The organism is Streptomyces sp. Go-475, assembly GCF_003330845.1.
Taxonomy (GTDB): domain Bacteria; phylum Actinomycetota; class Actinomycetes; order Streptomycetales; family Streptomycetaceae; genus Streptomyces.
Genome location: NZ_CP026121.1, coordinates 94733 through 111211, shown reverse-complemented (window position 1 = coordinate 111211; position 16479 = coordinate 94733). Strand labels below are relative to the sequence as shown.

The following is a 16479-nucleotide window of genomic DNA, read 5'->3' as shown; positions in this document are numbered from 1 at the left end:
ACGGACCGACAGGAGTAGTCCATGGAGCAGTCTGGCACCTCGACCCTCCTGCAGGGCGCGGTGCGGGACCTCGCTTCCGGTGTGGTCTCCGCTCTTCGGAGCGGAGACCACGCTCGCGCGACCGCCCCCGGGGCGGTCGACGGGGAAGCCGAGGGCCTCACCGTCGCGGCCGTGCGCGTGCTGGGAGCCGACGCGCTGCTGCCGAGCACCCTGCTGCACGCCCCGCCCCTGCCCGACGAACTCGCCGTCTTCCGCAAGGCGGTCGAGGCCTACCCGCCCCGCGCGGACGCCGCACCCACCGTCATATGGAGTCACTGGGCCATGCGGCGCACGCTGCGGCGGCTCGACCCGACCTTCCTCGACGGGCCCGCACACGGCCCCGAACCCGACGCGGACGGGTTCGCCCGCGCGAGCTGGCAGTCCCTCACCCACCAGCTGGCGATACTGGCCCCGCTCGCCCTGCCCGGCGAGGACAGCGCCGTCGCCCGCGTGGCCGGGCGCCGCCCGCTCGACCTCGCCCGGGGGTTCGTCCGCGCGGTGCGCCGCCGGGACTGGCGGCAGGCGGCCGGCGCCGGACGCTGGCTGACGCTGCTGGACGGCGTCCCGGACACGCTGGGACTCGACACCGGCCTCGACTTCGTGGAGCTGATGGGCGGCGAGGACCCGCTCGTGGCCCTGCAGGTCCGGGCGGCCCGGCTCACCCGGACGGGAGCGCCCGCGTGACGGCCGCCCTGGACGCCCGGCTCGTCAGGCAGCCGGCCGAGGCCGCGCTGAACTGGGTGTCCGCGCGCCGGGCGGACTTCGCGCTGGGCGAGGACGCGCTGGCCGCCGACGGCGAGGTGAACCGCAGCTGGAAACCGCTCGGCGAACTCGCCCTGATGTGCGCGGCCGTCGCCCGGACCACGGCACCCTCGGACCCGCTGCACGCCCGCGCGGCCGACCTGCTGGCCTTCGCCTGGCGGCAGACCGGCCACGGCGAGCTGCTCGTCCGACTGCAGCGGCTGGAGCCCTTCGCCACCTACCCGCTGGAGGTGTACGCCGCCCTCGCCTCGACCGGACTGCGGCACCCCGGCTACGAGGCGGCCGCCACCGTGGTGGCCCGGACCCGCGGCTGGCAGCTCACCGAGCAGCCGGCGACCCGGCGGCTCGGCGTCCTGAACGCCGAGGAACGCACCGGCGTCCGTCGCTCGGACGGCATGCCGCGGGCGCTGCGGAGCACCTGGCTGGGCGGACTGCCGGAACCCTGGACCTTCGAACGCGACTCCGGATACGCCCTGACCCACGTGGTCTTCCACCTCACCGACTGGGGGCGCGTCGGGCCCGCCGGCCTGCCACCGGACCTCGCCGCCTATCTGGCCGACTGGCTGCCGCCCTGGCTCGACACCTGCCTGGACGCCCGCATGTGGGACCTGGGCTGCGAGCTGCTGGCCGTGGCGGCGAGCCTGCCCGAGCTGCCCGGACCCGCCGTGCTCCAGGAGGCCTGGGAGCGGATCGCCGCGGCGCAGCACCCCTCCGGTGCGCTGCCCGAGGTGGGGGACAGTGACGACGACGGCGAACCGGACTTCGTCCGCCACTACCACTCCACCCTCATGACCGTCTTCGCGGCGTCCCTGACCACCGGGCGGCTCGACGGCGGCGCCCCGGCCGGCACCCGCCGGCGGCACGGTGCGGAAGGAGTGCTGGGATGACCGACACCCGCCTGATCCACGACGTCGGGACCCGCGCCCTGGAATGGCTGTGGTCCCACCGGGACGGATTCCGGCTGGAACCCGACGTGGACCCGGAGATCGGCTTCCTGGAGCGGTTCAAGCCCCTCGGCGAACTCGCCCTGATCTGCCGCGTGCTCTTCCGCGAGGGGGTGGCGGGATCGCGTCAGGCGGAACTGGCCCGCCGGCTCCTCGACCACGTCTGGCGCGAGACGCTGGACGGCGGCCGGATGCTGGTGCGGGGGCAGCGCACGGAGCCGGCGTCCCCCATCCCGTTCGAGGTGTACGTGCCGTTCAAGGAACTGGGCTACAGCCAGCCGGAGCTGGAGCGGGCCGTCGTGCTGAACCACCGGCTGGACAGCTGGGTGGCCTTCGAGACCACCCCGACCCGCCGACTGGGCCTGTCCGCGTTCCAGCGCCGCTACGGCCTCACGCCGCGCCCGCCGGAGGCCGACCTCGTGGGCACGACCTGGCTGGCCCGCACCCCGGAACCCTGGACCGTGGAGGGCCACACCGCCTACGACGTCACGCACACGGTGTTCCACCTCACCGACTGGGGCGAGAACCCGGACGGCCTGCCGCCCCCGATCGCCGACTACCTCGCCGCCTGGCTGCCGGCCTGGATCGACGACTGGCTGGACCTGCGGCGCTGGGACCTGCTCGGCGAACTGCTCGTGGTCGACGCCTGCCTGCCCCGCCCCACCCTGGACGAGGCCGCCTGGCAGGCCTTCGCCGCCGCGCAGCAGCCGGACGGGGCGATGCCCGCGATCCGCACGATGCCCGAGGGCGATCCGGACGAGGTGTTCGACATCGTCTACCACCCCACCCTGGTCGCCGCGTTCGCGTCGTTCCTGGCCACGTCCCGGGCGCTCTCCGCCCTGTCGCACGCGTCATGACGGACGGCCGGCACACCATGTGGCCGGGCGACAGCCCCGACGAGGAGGAGACCGCCGCGCAGGAGACCGCCCCCGGACGGGCCCTCCGGACAACCCGGCCCGCGCCCCCCGACGGCGGGGCACTCGCGGCGCGGCTCGCGGACGCCGTCGCCGCCGCGGACGCCCCGGACGCCGTCTTCGCCCTCTCCCGCCACGGTCACCGCACCGTCGTGGCCGGCGGCACCGCCGGGCCCCCGCCGCTTCCCCGCGAAACCCTGCGCTACGAGATCGGCTCGGCCACCAAGACGTTCACCGGCCTGCTCCTGGCCCGGCTGATCCACGGCGGCGAGTTGTCCGGCGGCGAACCGGCCACCGCCCTCCTCGACGGGGGACGGCCCGTCGACGCCACGCCGGTGACACTCGCCCACCTGATCACCCACACCGCCGGCCTGCCCGCCCTCCCGGCCGGCTTCTACCTCCGCGGCCTGCCCGCCTGGCACACCAACCCCTACGCCCGCTTCCCGGCCGCCCGGGTGGTCGACGCCTTCCTGCGCCACCGGCCGCGCCACCGCCCCGGCACCCGGTGGCGCTACTCCAACTACGGCGTCGCCGTCCTCGGACACGCCCTGGCCGCGGCGACCGGCACCCCCTGGGAGGACCTCCTCACCGGCCAGGTTCTGCGCCCGCTCGGACTGCACGACACCGCCCTTTGCGCCGGCGACTCCGGCCGCGACGCCCCCGGACACGGCAAGGACGGCCGGACACCCGTGCCCCCCTTCGACGCCGGCGGCTTCCAGGCGGCGGGCGCCGTACGGGCCACGCCGCACGACCTGCTCGCCTTCCTCGAAGCCCACCTGGACCCGGCCGGTGCGCCACCGCACCTGGCCCCCGCCCTGCGCGCGGTGCGCCGGCCCGTGCTCCGCCGGGGCCTCGGGCACCGGCACGTGCACACCCTCGTCTGGTTCCGTCACCCGGCCGACGGCGGACCGATGTACTTCCACAGCGGCGCGACCCTCGGCCAGCAGGCGTTCCTGGGCTTCCACCCCGCCACCGGCACGGCCCTGGCCGCCGTCTGCACCCGCCGCTTCCGCGCCCACGACCCGTTCGTGGCCACCGCGTACGCGCTGCTCGCCGGGGAGTAGCGGGCCCCGCCCGGCGCCGGCGGCACCTGCCGCGCCGGCGCCGGACAGCCCTGCCCCTGCGTCACACCCGCTGCCACAACGCCGGTGTCCGGGTGGGGGCCCACGGACCCTGGGACTGGTGGGTCTGCAGGCACTGGTAGCGCACCCCCGCGTGGCTCACCGTGACACCGGCCTCGTAGACCCGCCCCGCGGCCCACGTCTGCGCGACGTTGTCCTGCGGCGCCGGGGACTCGGCCTCGGCGGTCTTCAGCGTCAGGCCGAACTCGCTGAGCAGCGGATTGATCGGCTGGTAGAACGTGGTGCCGCCGTTCTTGCAGTCGCCCGTGCCGCCCGAGGTCACGCCCTGCGCCTGGACGCCCGCGACGTAGGGCCCGCCCGAGTCGCCCGGCTCGGCGCACACCGTCGTCTGCGTCAGCCCGTCCACCTTGCCCTCGGCGTAGCTGACGCTGGTGTCGTGCTGTTCGACCTTGCCGCAGTGCCATCCGGTGGTCGAGCCGGAGCGGCACACGGCCGCGCCGACGAGCGCCTGGACGGAGCCGGTGATCTGCACCTTCTGCTCGCCCTCGCCCTTCACGTTCGGGGTGGCCGTCCACTGGTCGTTGACGGCCACCCAGGACATGTCCTTGCCGGGGAAGGTGGAGGCCTGGAACGTGCCCTGCTCCGCCTTGTTGTGCCCGGTCGTCTTGGCGCCCTGCTTCCCGCAGTGGCCCGCCGAGGCGAAGCCCGCCTGCTCGCCCTTGGTGACGGAGAAGCCGACGGAGCAGCGGGCGGTGCCGTCGATGTAGTAGGCGTCGCCGCCGGTGACGTCCTCCATCAGGCGCGGCCGGTTCGCCGTCACCTTCACGCCCACGCTCTTGGCGTCGAGGCCCGCCGCCTTGACGAACGCGGCCGCCGCGGCCTTGTTCCCGGCCTCCACCACGACCCGGTTCCCGGGGACGTCCACGTACCACAGCGGCGTGTCACGGGTGCTGACCCGGGCCGCCGCCGCGTCCAGCTTCCGCTTCACGGCCTGGAGGTCGCGCAGCGTCTTCTTCACGACGGCCGCCTTGGCGCCCTGGGCCTTGATGGTGGGCACGTCGGCGGCGCTCGTGGTCGCCACCACGAGCTCCTGCGAGGTCGTGCCGCGCAGCCAGGCCCCGGCGAAGCGGTCGCCCAGGGCGTTGCGCAGCCGTCCCGCCCGGGTGCCCGCCTCCGCCTCGTTGACCAGCCGGCGGGACGCCTGGGCCGGGGTCAGTCCCAGGTCGCGCTCCAGTGCCCGCAGCAGCTGGGCCGACGGCCGGTCGGCGCCGAGGGTCTGGGCCGCCGAGGGCAGGGGGCCCGCCGCGGGCGTCGGCTCGGCCGCCGCGGCGGCGGGGAGCGCGGTGGCGGCGAGCGCTCCGAGCGCGGTCAGGGCCGCCCGGCGACCCGTCACGGCAGGTCTGTGGACCATGCGAACCATGTGATGTGTCTCCTTCGGTCACGGTGTCCGGTACGGATGTCGATCACGGTGAAGCTCCGGCAGAGGCCTTGCCGGAACGGCCCGGCGTGATGTCACGGGCCGCTCCGTTTCGCGCTTTGGTGCCGGGAAGGGCGCCAAGTGCAGTACGGGCGGCCGCCTCACGCGGACTTCAGGCCGGGCGAGCCCACCTCCGTGACGAAGGACGCGGACGTCGAGACGGCGCCCCCGGGCGTCGTGATGGCCGACACGGTCCGGAAGTCGACCTGCGCGTTCTCGCGGCCCAGCTCGACCCGGACGTAGCCGCGCCGGCCGTCGAAGTACTTCATGTGCGGGTTGGCCTTCATGTAGGTGTCCCAGTCGCTCGGCTTCTCGGCGCCGTTGCCGCCGCTGGCGATGGAGGTGCAGGTGAACTCCGTGCCCACCGTCTTCGACGCCGGGTCGTCGAAGTCCTCCTTGATGTCGAAGGCGTAGCCGACGTGGACGTCGCCGGTGAGGACCATCCAGTTGTCCAGGCCCGCCGCCTTGGCACCGGCCATGACCCGGTTGCGGGAGGCGCGGTAGCCGTCCCAGGCGTCCATGGAGACCCGGGCCGGCGAGGTCAGGTCGAACTTGCGCTGGGAGAAGCACACCTGCTGGGGCATCACGTTCCACAGCGCCCGCGAGGTCCGCCAGCCCTCCAGCAGCCAGCGCTCCTGAGCGTCGCCGGTGAGGGTGCGGGCCGGGTCGTCCGACTCGGTGCCCGGCGCGTGCGGACGGTCGTTGTAGGCCTGGTCGGAGCGGTACTGGCGGGTGTCGAGGATGTCGAACTGGGCGAGCGAGCCCCAGGCCAGCCGGCGGTACAGCCGGGCGTCGGGCCCCTGCGGCAACTGGTCGGCGCGCAGCGGCTGGTTCTCCCAGTACGCCCGGTAGGCGGCGGCGCGCCGCACCAGGAACTGCTCCGGGGGACTGCCCTTCTCGTCGATGGCGCCCGCGTAGTTGTTCTCGGTCTCGTGGTCGTCCCAGGTGACGACGAACGGGTGCTGGGCGTGCGCCGCCTGCAGGTCGGGATCGCTCTTGTAGAGCGCGTAGCGCAACCGGTAGTCCGCCAGGGTCGTCGTCTCGCGGTTGAACACGTCGGGCAGCTTGCGGTCGGTGTAGCGGCGGGCCCCGCCGGCCGAGTCCACCGCGTACTCGTACAGGTAGTCGCCGAGGTGGAAGACCACGTCGACGTCCTCCTGCGCCAGATGCCGGTGGGCGGTGTAGTAGCCGTCCTGGTAGGCCTGGCAGGCGACCGCGGCCAGCCGCAGGCCGTCGGTGTCGCTGTCCTCGGCCGGTGCCGTCCGGGTACGGCCGACGGGGCTGATCCAGGCACCCACCCGGAACCGGTAGTAGTACTGGCTGTCCGGCATCAGGCCCTTGACGTCGACGTGCACGCTGTGGGCGTACTCGGGGTGGGCCGTGGCGACACCCCGGTGCTCGACGAAGGCGAACCACTCGTCCATGGCGACTTCCCAGTAGACGACGACCCGCTGCTGCCCGAGGCCGCCGTCCTCCGCGAACGGCTCGGGAGCGAGCCGCGTCCAGATCAGCACCGAGTCGGGCAGCGGGTCGCCGGAGGCCACGCCGAGGGTGAACGGGTCGTCGGTGATCCGGGCCGCGTCCATCTCCGGGGCGGCGGTGGCGCCCCGGGCCGGCCGGTTGGTGGCGAAGGCGAGCATCGCGGCGGCCGCGGTGACGGTGAGGAAGCGGCGCCGGGCGACATGCGGTGCCGCGGTGCGCAGTACGGCGTCGTGCGGGGAGAAGGCATGTTCGGACGGTGGTCTTTGACGGCCCGTCAGCGCCATCTGGTGTCCTCTCGTACGGGGCAGGGCGCCCCGACGCGGACGCGTGGGGACATCGCCGACGTGCGGAGCGCGGAGCTCGCATGCTAAGCAGACAAAATGCCTGAAACCGGTACGACGTGCGGGGGGTTCACACCAGAGGGGGTACGGGGGAGTGCACCGGGCGGCGGCGCACCACGGAAACCGCCGCCGGCGAGACGCCGGCGGCGGTGGGAGAACGGGTCGGTCTATCCGGCTTGTTGTGCGGCGGCCCCGGTCGCCGCGGGCTCCCGGACCGGCAGGTGGTAGACGTGGAAGGCCCGCCCGATCACCGGCTGGGCGACGTTGCGCACCCGCACGCCGCCGCTCGTCATGCCGTGCTCGGTGCCGGCGTGCGCGTGCCCGTGCACCGCGAGGTCGGCGCCGGCGGAGTCGATCGCCTCGGCCAGCAGGTAGCTGCCCAGGAACGGGTAGATCTCCAGCGGCTCGCCCGCCAGCGTGTCCGCCACGGGGGAGTAGTGGGTCAGGGCGATCCGCGCGTCGCAGCCCTCCTCGCCGAGCCGCTCCAGGCCGGCCCGCAGGGCGTCCGCGCTTCGGCGGGAGTACCGGACGAACTCCTTCATGACCGGCTCGCCGAACTCCCCGGCGCAGCGGCCGACGAAGCCGCCGCCGAACCCCTTGGTGCCGGCCACGCCGATCCGCGTCCCGCCGCTCCGAACGACCGTGCCCTGCCCCTCCAGGACCTGGGTGCCGGCGTCCCGCAGGATGGCCGAGACCTCGTCCGGCCGGTCGTCGTGATGGTCGTGGTTGCCCAGGACGGCGATCACCGGCACGCCGAGGTCCCGGACCTCCCGGGCCACCACCCGCATCTCCTCGGGCGTGCCGTGCCGGGTGAGGTCCCCGGCCAGCAGCAGGAGGTCGGCGCACTCGGGCAGGGTCTCGAAGGCGGGGCGGAGCACGCCCTGGCTGTCGGGCCCCATGTGGATGTCTCCGACGGCTGCGATGCGGATCATGCGAGCTCCTCCGCGTGGTCGGGGGACGACGCCTCGGTGACGACGAGGTCGCTGTGCACCGGGACACCGGCGAACTCCTCCTTGACGGTGCGCAGGATCTCGTCGCGGCAGGGCGCCGAGGGCACGGTGCCGGTGAGCAGCACCGACTGGCCGCGGGCCTCGACCCGGACGCCCAGTTCTCCCAGCTCGCCCGAGGCGAGGCGGTCCTGGAGGTGGGCGATGCGGTAGTCCAGGTTCTCGGCCGGCGTCTCGCCGCCCGTGTCCTGGGAACCGTGGGTGCTCATGGGGGTGCTCCTTCAGATGACGTTCAGGCGCTCCAGGAGGAAGAAGAAGGCCGCGGGCATGGGCTCGTCCCCGCATTCGCGCCGCACCCGCTCCCAGTCGACCTTCTCCCGCAGGGCGCGCGCGATGGGCAGGGCCGCCCCGAAGTCGCAGTGGTGCTCCGAGAACGCGGCGATCAGGCTCCACAGCAGGTCGGTCGGGGCCAGTACGGGCATCCGCACCGAGTCCACCGACAGCTCCTCCGCCCGCTGAAGCATGTCCGCGCCGACCGGCCGGTGCGCCAGCTCGAAGATGATGTCGACCGGCTGGCCGAAACACGTGGCCTTGATCAGCCAGTCCTCGGGCGGGGCGTAGACCGTCAGCCCCGCCTCGCGGAGCGTGGCCGCCACCGCGTCCGCGTCCTCGGGCCGGATGGCGAAGTCGACGTCGTGCTGGAGGTTCTTCTCGCCGCCGTGCGCGTACGCGGCCACGCTCCCGGCCAGCGCGAAGAGGTGCCCCTTCCGCTTCAGCAGGGCACCGACCTGCTTGGCCGCCTCCAGGATCGCCTGGTTGCGGTCCAGGGGCAGCTCCTGGGGCGGTTCGTCGGCCTGCGGGTCCTGGGGTGGCGCGGGCTCGGGCGACTCCGGCGCCCGCCGGAGGTCGGGGACACCCGGTCGCCGGACGAGCGTCACGTCATCACCGTTCTGCGTCATGACCCCTCCATTCGCCGAACCGGACACCGCGCTGCCGTGCGGTGCCCGGACCCGTGACGGCCTGTGTGCCTGCTCTGAGTACCCGGCGCTCCCGGGCCGACACGGAAGGCTTCCGAAGAGCGCCGGGTCCCGGTCACCGGCCCGGGCCGGTGCTCCACCAGGGCACGCCGCCGGAGGTGTCCCGCAGGGCGTTCGTCGCGCAGTGCACCTCGCCGCCCGCCAGATGCGACCAGGCGAAGTTCTCCACCCAGTGCACCCGGACCCCGCCGGCGGCCAGGACCTCCTCGGCCGCGGCGCGGAACACGTCGCGCCCGCGCACCTTCGGCCCGTGCGGATCGGGCGCGGCGTAGTCCCGGGCCGTCAGGGACAGGCCGTTGGCCAGGCTGGGGGAGTAGGCGATGGCACCCTCGGGCTCGCCCGGGGCCACGGAGGCCATCGCGTACAGCACGGGCAGGCGGACCAGGTCGTCGCGGGACAGGCCCGTCTCCCGCAGCAGCACCGCGATCTGGTCGTCGATGCGGCGCGCCGCCTCCTCGTTGCCGGCGAGGAAGTCCTCGTCGCCCAGCAGGGTGTCGACCGTGGGCGTGCGCTCCGCGGACGTGTCGGCGAACATCCGCTGCCCGCCCTCCCCGGCCCGCCGCGCCTGCCGCAGCAGCTCCACCGCCTGACGGGGGTCGGCGACCGCGAGGGTCCAGCCGCGCCCGTTGCGGGCCCGCACGACGTGGACCGTCTCGTCCACGTGGCCGACCAGCAGCCACGACGTGTCGATGGTGATCGACGGCTGACCGCGCTGCGCCTCGATCATCCGCACGAACGCCGGATCGGGCGCCCGGTGCGGGGCCGTGCCGTAGAGGACCCGCCCGTGCGGGTGGCCCTCGTACGGCGGGACCGACTCGAAGTTGCCGGTGAAGTTCTGCAGGTCGACACCGCTCGGCCCGCGTCCCGGCGTGAACTGCTGCACCACCCCGACATCGGGCCCCCGGAAGTCACGGAAGAGCAGCCGCGCCGACCTGCTCAGCGTGGCCTCGGCGCCCTCCGGTGGCGCCCACAGCACCGGCGCGCGCAGCAGCACCCGCATGCGGTGCTCCCCGCCGCCGGGCGCCGGGACGCTCGCCACGGCCGGTTCGACCATGTCCTGCCGCCAGATGTCCCGCCACCACTGCTCCGTACCGGCCGTGAAGGTCACGTCCCGCCGGGACAGCCCCGCGGCCTCGGCCGCCCGCACCAGCGAGGAGGCGAACGGCCGCCACTCCCGCGGCCGGTACGCCTCGCCCACGCTCCACGGCCCCGGCGGGACACCGCGTCCCGGGCCCGGCCGGGCCGCGAAGACCCGCTCGGCGCGCTGCAGGTCGTGCTGGAACAGCACGGGCGCCACCTTCAGACGCACCCGGTCGGAGGAGGTACGGCCGCGGTCGGTGACCGTGAGGGTGACGGTGACCTCGCCGTCCCAGCGCCGCGGGTCGCGGACGATGTCCCGCCCCTCCAGGGCCAGTTCGGCACCGGCCCGCAGCTCCCGGGCGGTCAGCGGCCCGCGCAGGACCCGCAGCATCCCGTCGCGCCGGACGAACAGCCGCACGTACGGCGCCTGCGCCGCCGCCACCTCCACCCGCCCCGAGGCGCTGTCGCCGACCCGGGACGGCGGGACGCGCAACGGGGCGAGATCCGCCTCGTCCCGCACCCCGTTGACCCGCTCGTCCGCCGCGTCGTGGCAGGCCGCCAGCCGCTCGTCCACCGCCGGGTCCATCCGGTCCAGGTCACCGGAGCGCATCCGGCAGCGCCGCGAGTCGTCGTCGACGTTGGCGAGGAAGACCGCGCCGCGTCCCGGACGCCACGCCTCCTCCCCCGCGTCGTCGGACGTCCCCGCGACGTCCACACGGCCGTCCTGGTTCACATCGGCGCGCAGATCCGCGACCGGCGCCGGCCGCTGTGCGGCCGCCGTCGTTCCGGTGGCGGCGACCAGCAGGGCCACGGTCGCGACGGCGGTACGGCGCGGCAGGCGCGCCCTGGGCGTTTCGGGCATGACGAGACTCCTCGGGCAGACGAGGGGGCCGGTACGGGAGGACGTCCGCGGACCATGCTCGCCCCGCCGCCGGGCGCCGCACATCGTGCTGTGCGCCGAGGCGACGACTACATCGATCGGCCTACCGGACACCCGGTCCCTCCTCCCGGGTGGCGGCCCCCGCCCGCCCTGGCGACGCTGATACGGCACCCACCCCGCCCGCACCTCCCGAGGAGCACCCATGCGCCAGCTGCCGTACGCCCTGCTCACCGCCCTGGTCCTGGCGGCGCCTACCGTTCCCGCCCACGCCGCCGCCCGCCCCGCGGACGTCACCGCGAGCCAGTGCATCGCCGGCGGCGGCATGATCATCATCTCCGCCGTGGGCAACGGATCCGAGTCGTACACCAAGCGCTGCGAGGGCGGGATCCACGACGGCCAGACCGTCGTCTGAACCCCCGCGGACCTTCCCCGGCCGCCCTCGGCCGAACAAGAAAAGCGCTCGCTCCGCCGAAGGCGGAATATGGGGCAAAGAGCTGGGAAACCGGTTGAAGCCGCTGGACAACGCGCTTGTGGAGGTCGACATGAACCAGGCACCCTCACGTTCGTCCGATCTTCCGCAGCCCCTGCGGGCCGTGGCCTCGGGCCTGAAGCACGTGCCCGGGGCGGAACAGGTCGGCAAGATCGCCGGAGACGCCCTGGACCGCATCGGCGCGGTCTCACCACGCGGCCGCCGGATGGCCGTCTACGCCGGTGCCGGTGTGCTCGGCGTGGCCGGAGTGGTGGAGTGGCCGGTGGCGCTGACCGGCGCGGCCGTCGCCTGGCTGACCCAGCCCAGGCCAGGACAGCGACCCGACGACGCGTCGGCGAACGGCGGGACGACCGGCACGACCGGTGAACACCGCCCCGCCCAGGACCGGCCGGACGACCAGGACACCTCCTCGTACGGCCCCGGCGGCAGACTCGCCGCGTCCCACTACCGGCACGACCGGCCGGAACACCACGTCCACGAACAACCCGCCAAGGTCGGCGACACCGCCACCGCCTCCGCACTGAAGCAGGTCGCCGAGGCCACCGCGCACCACGGCACCCACGAGGAGCCGGACCGGGAGCACGCCCACCGGCACGCACACGACAGCCACCCCACCGGCTGAACCGGGACACCAGCAGATGCTCACACGCTTCGACGTCGCCCCGCTCGTCGGGGCCGTGGCCGGGGCGGCCGCAGGCGCCGCCCGCAGCACCGCCCAGGGAGTGACGTCCGTCTACGACACCACGCGCCGCGTCCGCAACGTCGCGCGCAACGCCCTGACGGGCGGAGAGCACTGGACGGCCGGGCAGCGCCTCCACCTCGCCCTGCGGCACGCCGACGGCGACGCCGGCGCGCTCGCCCGGAAGGTGGCCGCGGACCTGCTCGACCACCCCGACGTGCTGACCGCGTACTGGGACGGGGGACTCTCCCGCCTGGTGGTCACCGTCGTGGAGGACGCCGCCACCGACCGCGTCGCCGAGCGCGCCACCGCGCTCGCCGCCCGCTTCGGCCTGACCGAGGGGGCCGACCCGGTCGCCGAGGAGGCCACCCACCCCGGCGACCCCCGCGAGGTGCGCGTCGCCGCGGGCGCGATCCTGCTCGACGCGGCCGGCGCGGCCGGAGCCCTGGCCGGCCGCTCGCTGCGCCTGCCGCCCACCTCACGCATCGTCACCGCCACCGTCACCCTGCTGCGGGAGAACCCCCGCTTCCGGGCCCTGCTGCGGCAGCGGTTCGGCAAGTCCGGCATGGAACTCGTCCTCGCCGGCGTCAACGCCGCCGCACACGGCGCCGGCCAGTCACCGCTGGCCCTGCTGCTCGACGGCATGCTGCGCGGCAGCCAGCTCACCGAAGCCGTGGCCAGGGCCGCGGCCTTCGAGGCGCTGCACGACGACATCTGCCGCGAACGGCGCACCAGCGTGCCCTGCCCGCCGGGCACCCGGCCGCCGCTCAAGGTGACACCCGCCCAGGAGTACGCCTCCCACGCCAGCACCGGCAGCCTCGCCGGCGCCGCCGCCACCCTCCTCGTCACGCACAGCGCGCGGGAGGCGGCCGAAGCCGTCCTCGCCGGATCCCCGAAGGCGGCCCGCTACGGACCGGCCGCGTTCAGCGCCACCCTCGGCACCTTCCTCGCCCAGGCCGGGATCCTCGTGCGCAGCGGGGAGCGCCTGCGGCAGCTGGAGATCGCCGACGCCCTCGTCCTGCACGCCGACGCCCTGCGCAGCCTGCGCCCGGACACCGGCAACGACGCCGACGGCCTGCCCGACGACCCCGTCCACCCCTTCGCCGAGGCCGTCCTCGACGCCGCCCGCCGGGCCGGACTGCACGTCGTGATCGCCGGCGGCTCCGACCTGAAGGACATCACCCGGCTCGCCGACGAGGTCGCCCCGAGCGCGAAACCGTTCGCCGACGTCGTACGGGCCCTCCAGGACGACGGGCACGTGGTGGTCACCGTCGCCCGCCTCGACGAGTCCGGCGACGGGCACGTGGGTGCCGGGCTGCCCGCCGGCGACGTGGCCATCGCCCTCACCGACGGGCGCGCGGCCGTGCCCTGGGGCGCCGACGCGCTGGCACCCGGCGGACTCGCCGACGTCTGGCGGCTGCTGACGGCGATCCCGGCCGCCCGGCGCGTCGGACGCCGCTCGCAGACCCTCGCCCGCGCCGGCGCCGCCCTGTCGGGCCTCCTGGTCGCCCGCGGCGGACAGCCCCCGGGGAGGCACCTCCTGTGGCCCCTCACCCGGCACGCCCCCGTCAACATCGCCGCCGCGAACGCCCTGCTCGCCGGCTGGCTCGAAGCCGCCCGGGTGGCCCGGGCCACTCCGCCCCCGCCCCGGCTGCACATCCCCTGGCACGCCCTGGAACCCGACGAGGCCCGCGCCCGGCTCGGACGCACCGGCCCCGACGCGGAGCCCGGCGGACTCGCCCTGCTCGCCGACCGCTCACGCCGGCAGGTCGCCCGCCTGGGCCGCCACCCCGTCGCCGCCCCCGCCCGCTGGACCTGGCAGGCGGCCGGCGCCGTCCGCCGCGAACTCGACGACCCGCTCACCCCCGTCCTCGCCACCGGCGCCGTCGCCTCGGCCCTCCTCGGCTCCCTCGTCGACGCGCTGCTGGTCGTCGGCGCCATGGACCTCAACGCCGTGACGGGCGGGCTCCAGCGGCTGCGCGCCGAACAGGCCCTGGCCCGGCTGGCCGCCCGGCAGCAGCCCAAGGCCCGCAGGCAGGACAGCCGCAAACGCACCGTCACCGTCGACGCCGCCCGGCTGCGGCCCGGCGACGAGATCAGCCTCGACGCCGGCGACGTCGTCCCCGCCGACGCCCGGCTGCTGGACGCCGACGGCCTCGAGGTCGACGAGTCCGCCCTCACCGGAGAGTCCCTGCCGGTGGCCAAGGCCGTCGAGGCGACGCCCGGCGCACCCGTGGCCCAGCGCGCCTGCATGGTGTTCGAGGGCACCACCGTCGTGGCCGGCCGCGCCACCGCGCTCGTCGTCGACACCGGCGACCAGACCGAGGCGGGCCGGGCCGTCACCCTCGCCGCCCGCACCCCGCCGCCCGCCGGCGTCCAGGCCCGGCTGCAGGAACTGACCCGCAAGGCCCTGCCCGTGACCTTCACCGGCGGCGCCGCCGTGACCGGCCTGTCCCTGCTGCGCGGCAGCCCCGTGCGACGCGCCGTCAGCGGCGGTGTCGCGGTCGCCGTCGCCGCCGTCCCCGAAGGGCTCCCGCTCGTCGCCACGGTGGCGCAGATGGCGGCCGCCCGCCGGCTGTCCCGGCGCGGCGTCCTGGTCCGCACCCCGCGCACCCTGGAGGCGCTGGGCCGGGTCGACACCGTCTGCTTCGACAAGACCGGCACCCTCACCGAGAACAAACTGCGCCTCGTCCGCGTCGCCACCTCCGACGGCACCGTCCTGGCCACCGACACCGACCAGGCCGAGCCGATCGTCCGCCTGGCCGCCCGCGCCTGCCCTCAGGAGGAGACCGGACAGGGACGCCGCGTCGCCCACGCCACCGACGAGGCCGTCCTCGACGTCGCCCCGCCCGACCAGGGCTGGACACCCACCGGCGAGCTGCCCTTCGAGACCCGGCGGGGCTACGCCGCCGCCGTCGGCCGCGACGGCGACCCCGACTTCGGGGAACTCCTCGTCGTCAAGGGCGCCCCCGAGACGATCCTGCCCGCCTGCCGCGACCTCCCCGCGCACGCCACCGACACCGCCCACGAGCTGGCCGCACAGGGCCTGCGCGTCCTCGCCGTCGCCCGGCGCCCCTGCCGGGCCGACGACGCCGAGAGCGAACTCGACGCGCCCCTCGCCGACCTGGAGTTCAGCGGTTTCGTCGCGCTCGCGGACGTGCCCCGCGACACCTCGCACGCCCTGCTCGCCGAACTGCGCCGCTCCGGCATCCTGCCCGTCATGCTCACCGGCGACCACCCGGAGACCGCCCGCGCCATCGCCCTGCAACTGGGCTGGCCGGAGGAGACCGAGGTGGTCACCGGCGACGAGCTGGTCGCCATGGAGCGCGGCGAACGCGTCCGGGCCCTGCACGGCGCGGGCGTCGTGGCCCGGGTCGCACCCGAGCAGAAACTCCACGTCGTGGAGGCCCTGCAGCAGGCCGGCCGGGTCGTGGCGATGGCCGGCGACGGCGCCAACGACGCCGCCGCCATCCGCGCCGCCGACGTCGGCGTCGGCATCGAGTCCCGCGGCTCCGCCGCCGCCCGCAACGCCGCCGACCTCGTACTCACCACCGGCGACCTGTCCGTCCTGGTCGACGCGGTCGTCGAGGGACGCGCCCTGTGGCGCAGCGTCGCCGACGCGGTGAGCATCCTCATCGGCGGCAACGCCGGCGAGGTCGGCTTCAGCGTCCTCGGCACCCTGCTGGCCGGCGCCTCGCCCCTGTCGACCCGTCAGCTGCTGCTGGTCAACCTGCTCACCGACATGTTCCCGGCCATGGCGGTGGCCGTCACCCCGAGCGACGACCCCTCGACCGCGGAGCACGCCGCGACCGGCCCGATGGGCCTGAACGTCCTCGGCGCGCCCCTGCTGCGCTCCATCCGCCGCCGCGGCATCACCACCTGCCTCGGCGCGGTCACGGCGTACCTCATCGGCCGCCTCACCCCCGGCACCGAACGCCGCTCCACCACCATGGCCCTGTGCGGCGTGGTCGGCGCCCAGCTGGTGCAGACCCTCTCCGGGCGGCGCCACAGCCCCCTGGTGTGGGTCACGGCCCTCGGCTCTGCCGCCGTCCTGGCCGCGCTCGTCCAGACCCCCGGCGTCAGCCACTTCTTCGGCTGCACCCCGCTCGGCCCCGTGGCCTGGGCCGGAGTCGCGGCGGCCATCGCCCTGTCGGCCCTGGCACCGCGCCTGGAACGCCTCCAGGCCGTCCACAGCCTCTACGACGGCGCGGCCCGGCTCGCCCTGAGCCTGAACGACCTGATCGGACAAGCCCGGCAGATGCTGCGGAGCGGCGTCGCCGCCCCCGTGGCCTGACGCACCGGCACAGACGCACCGGCACAGCGGA

13 protein-coding genes are annotated in these 16479 nt (G+C 75.2%); 7 read left to right on the top strand and 6 right to left on the bottom strand.

The window, feature by feature from the left end; genetic code table 11:
• Positions 1-21: 21 nt before the first annotated feature.
• From C1703_RS00490 to C1703_RS00475, 4 genes are read left to right on the top strand one after another with little or no spacing between them, the layout of a single operon-like run.
• Positions 22-723 (top strand): hypothetical protein, encoded by a 702-nt coding sequence (locus C1703_RS00490; protein ID WP_114249981.1) that lies wholly within the window; start codon positions 22-24, stop codon positions 721-723.
• Positions 720-1688 carry a hypothetical protein gene (locus tag C1703_RS00485; RefSeq protein ID WP_232840365.1) on the top strand — a complete coding sequence of 323 codons (969 nt, stop codon included), beginning with the start codon at positions 720-722 and terminating at the stop codon, positions 1686-1688. Before C1703_RS00490 ends, C1703_RS00485 begins: the two co-directional genes overlap by 4 nt.
• Entirely contained in the window at positions 1685-2602 is a 918-nt protein-coding gene (locus tag C1703_RS00480) for a hypothetical protein (RefSeq protein WP_114249980.1), read from the top strand. Before C1703_RS00485 ends, C1703_RS00480 begins: the two co-directional genes overlap by 4 nt.
• The gene (locus C1703_RS00475; RefSeq protein WP_114249979.1) at positions 2599-3723 is read left to right on the top strand and encodes a serine hydrolase domain-containing protein; all 1125 of its coding nucleotides are present in this window, start codon (positions 2599-2601) and stop codon (positions 3721-3723) included. Before C1703_RS00480 ends, C1703_RS00475 begins: the two co-directional genes overlap by 4 nt.
• Positions 3724-3784: 61 nt before the next feature.
• On the opposite strand, the gene C1703_RS00470 is transcribed toward C1703_RS00475, so the two are convergent.
• The 6 genes from C1703_RS00470 to C1703_RS00445 form a co-directional block, all read right to left on the bottom strand.
• Positions 3785-5152 carry an alpha-lytic protease prodomain-containing protein gene (locus C1703_RS00470; RefSeq protein ID WP_114249978.1) on the bottom strand — a complete coding sequence of 456 codons (1368 nt, stop codon included), beginning with the start codon at positions 5150-5152 and terminating at the stop codon, positions 3785-3787.
• A gap of 167 nt (positions 5153-5319) precedes the next feature.
• Positions 5320-6984, bottom strand: coding sequence for an alkaline phosphatase D family protein (locus tag C1703_RS00465; RefSeq protein ID WP_114249977.1), 1665 nt, complete (start codon positions 6982-6984; stop codon positions 5320-5322).
• A gap of 224 nt (positions 6985-7208) precedes the next feature.
• Positions 7209-7973 carry a metallophosphoesterase gene (locus tag C1703_RS00460; RefSeq protein WP_114249976.1) on the bottom strand — a complete coding sequence of 255 codons (765 nt, stop codon included), beginning with the start codon at positions 7971-7973 and terminating at the stop codon, positions 7209-7211.
• Positions 7970-8257 carry a BON domain-containing protein gene (locus tag C1703_RS00455; protein WP_114249975.1) on the bottom strand — a complete coding sequence of 96 codons (288 nt, stop codon included), beginning with the start codon at positions 8255-8257 and terminating at the stop codon, positions 7970-7972. Before C1703_RS00455 ends, C1703_RS00460 begins: the two co-directional genes overlap by 4 nt.
• A gap of 12 nt (positions 8258-8269) precedes the next feature.
• Positions 8270-8947, bottom strand: a complete 678-nt coding sequence (locus C1703_RS00450) for a nucleotidyltransferase family protein (protein WP_114249974.1) — start codon at positions 8945-8947, stop codon at positions 8270-8272.
• Between the two features lie 133 nt (positions 8948-9080).
• Entirely contained in the window at positions 9081-10967 is a 1887-nt protein-coding gene (locus C1703_RS00445) for a protein-arginine deiminase family protein (protein ID WP_114249973.1), read from the bottom strand.
• Positions 10968-11187: 220 nt separating this feature from the next.
• Between C1703_RS00445 and C1703_RS00440 the strand changes: the two genes are divergently transcribed.
• The 3 genes from C1703_RS00440 (at position 11188) to C1703_RS00430 (ending at position 16448) form a co-directional block, all read left to right on the top strand.
• Entirely contained in the window at positions 11188-11397 is a 210-nt protein-coding gene (locus tag C1703_RS00440; RefSeq protein ID WP_114249972.1) for a hypothetical protein, read from the top strand.
• A 130-nt stretch (positions 11398-11527) separates the two neighbouring features.
• Positions 11528-12097 (top strand): hypothetical protein, encoded by a 570-nt coding sequence (locus tag C1703_RS39170; RefSeq protein ID WP_198678045.1) that lies wholly within the window; start codon positions 11528-11530, stop codon positions 12095-12097.
• A gap of 16 nt (positions 12098-12113) precedes the next feature.
• Positions 12114-16448, top strand: coding sequence for a cation-translocating P-type ATPase (locus tag C1703_RS00430; protein WP_114249970.1), 4335 nt, complete (start codon positions 12114-12116; stop codon positions 16446-16448).
• Positions 16449-16479 lie beyond the last annotated feature (31 nt).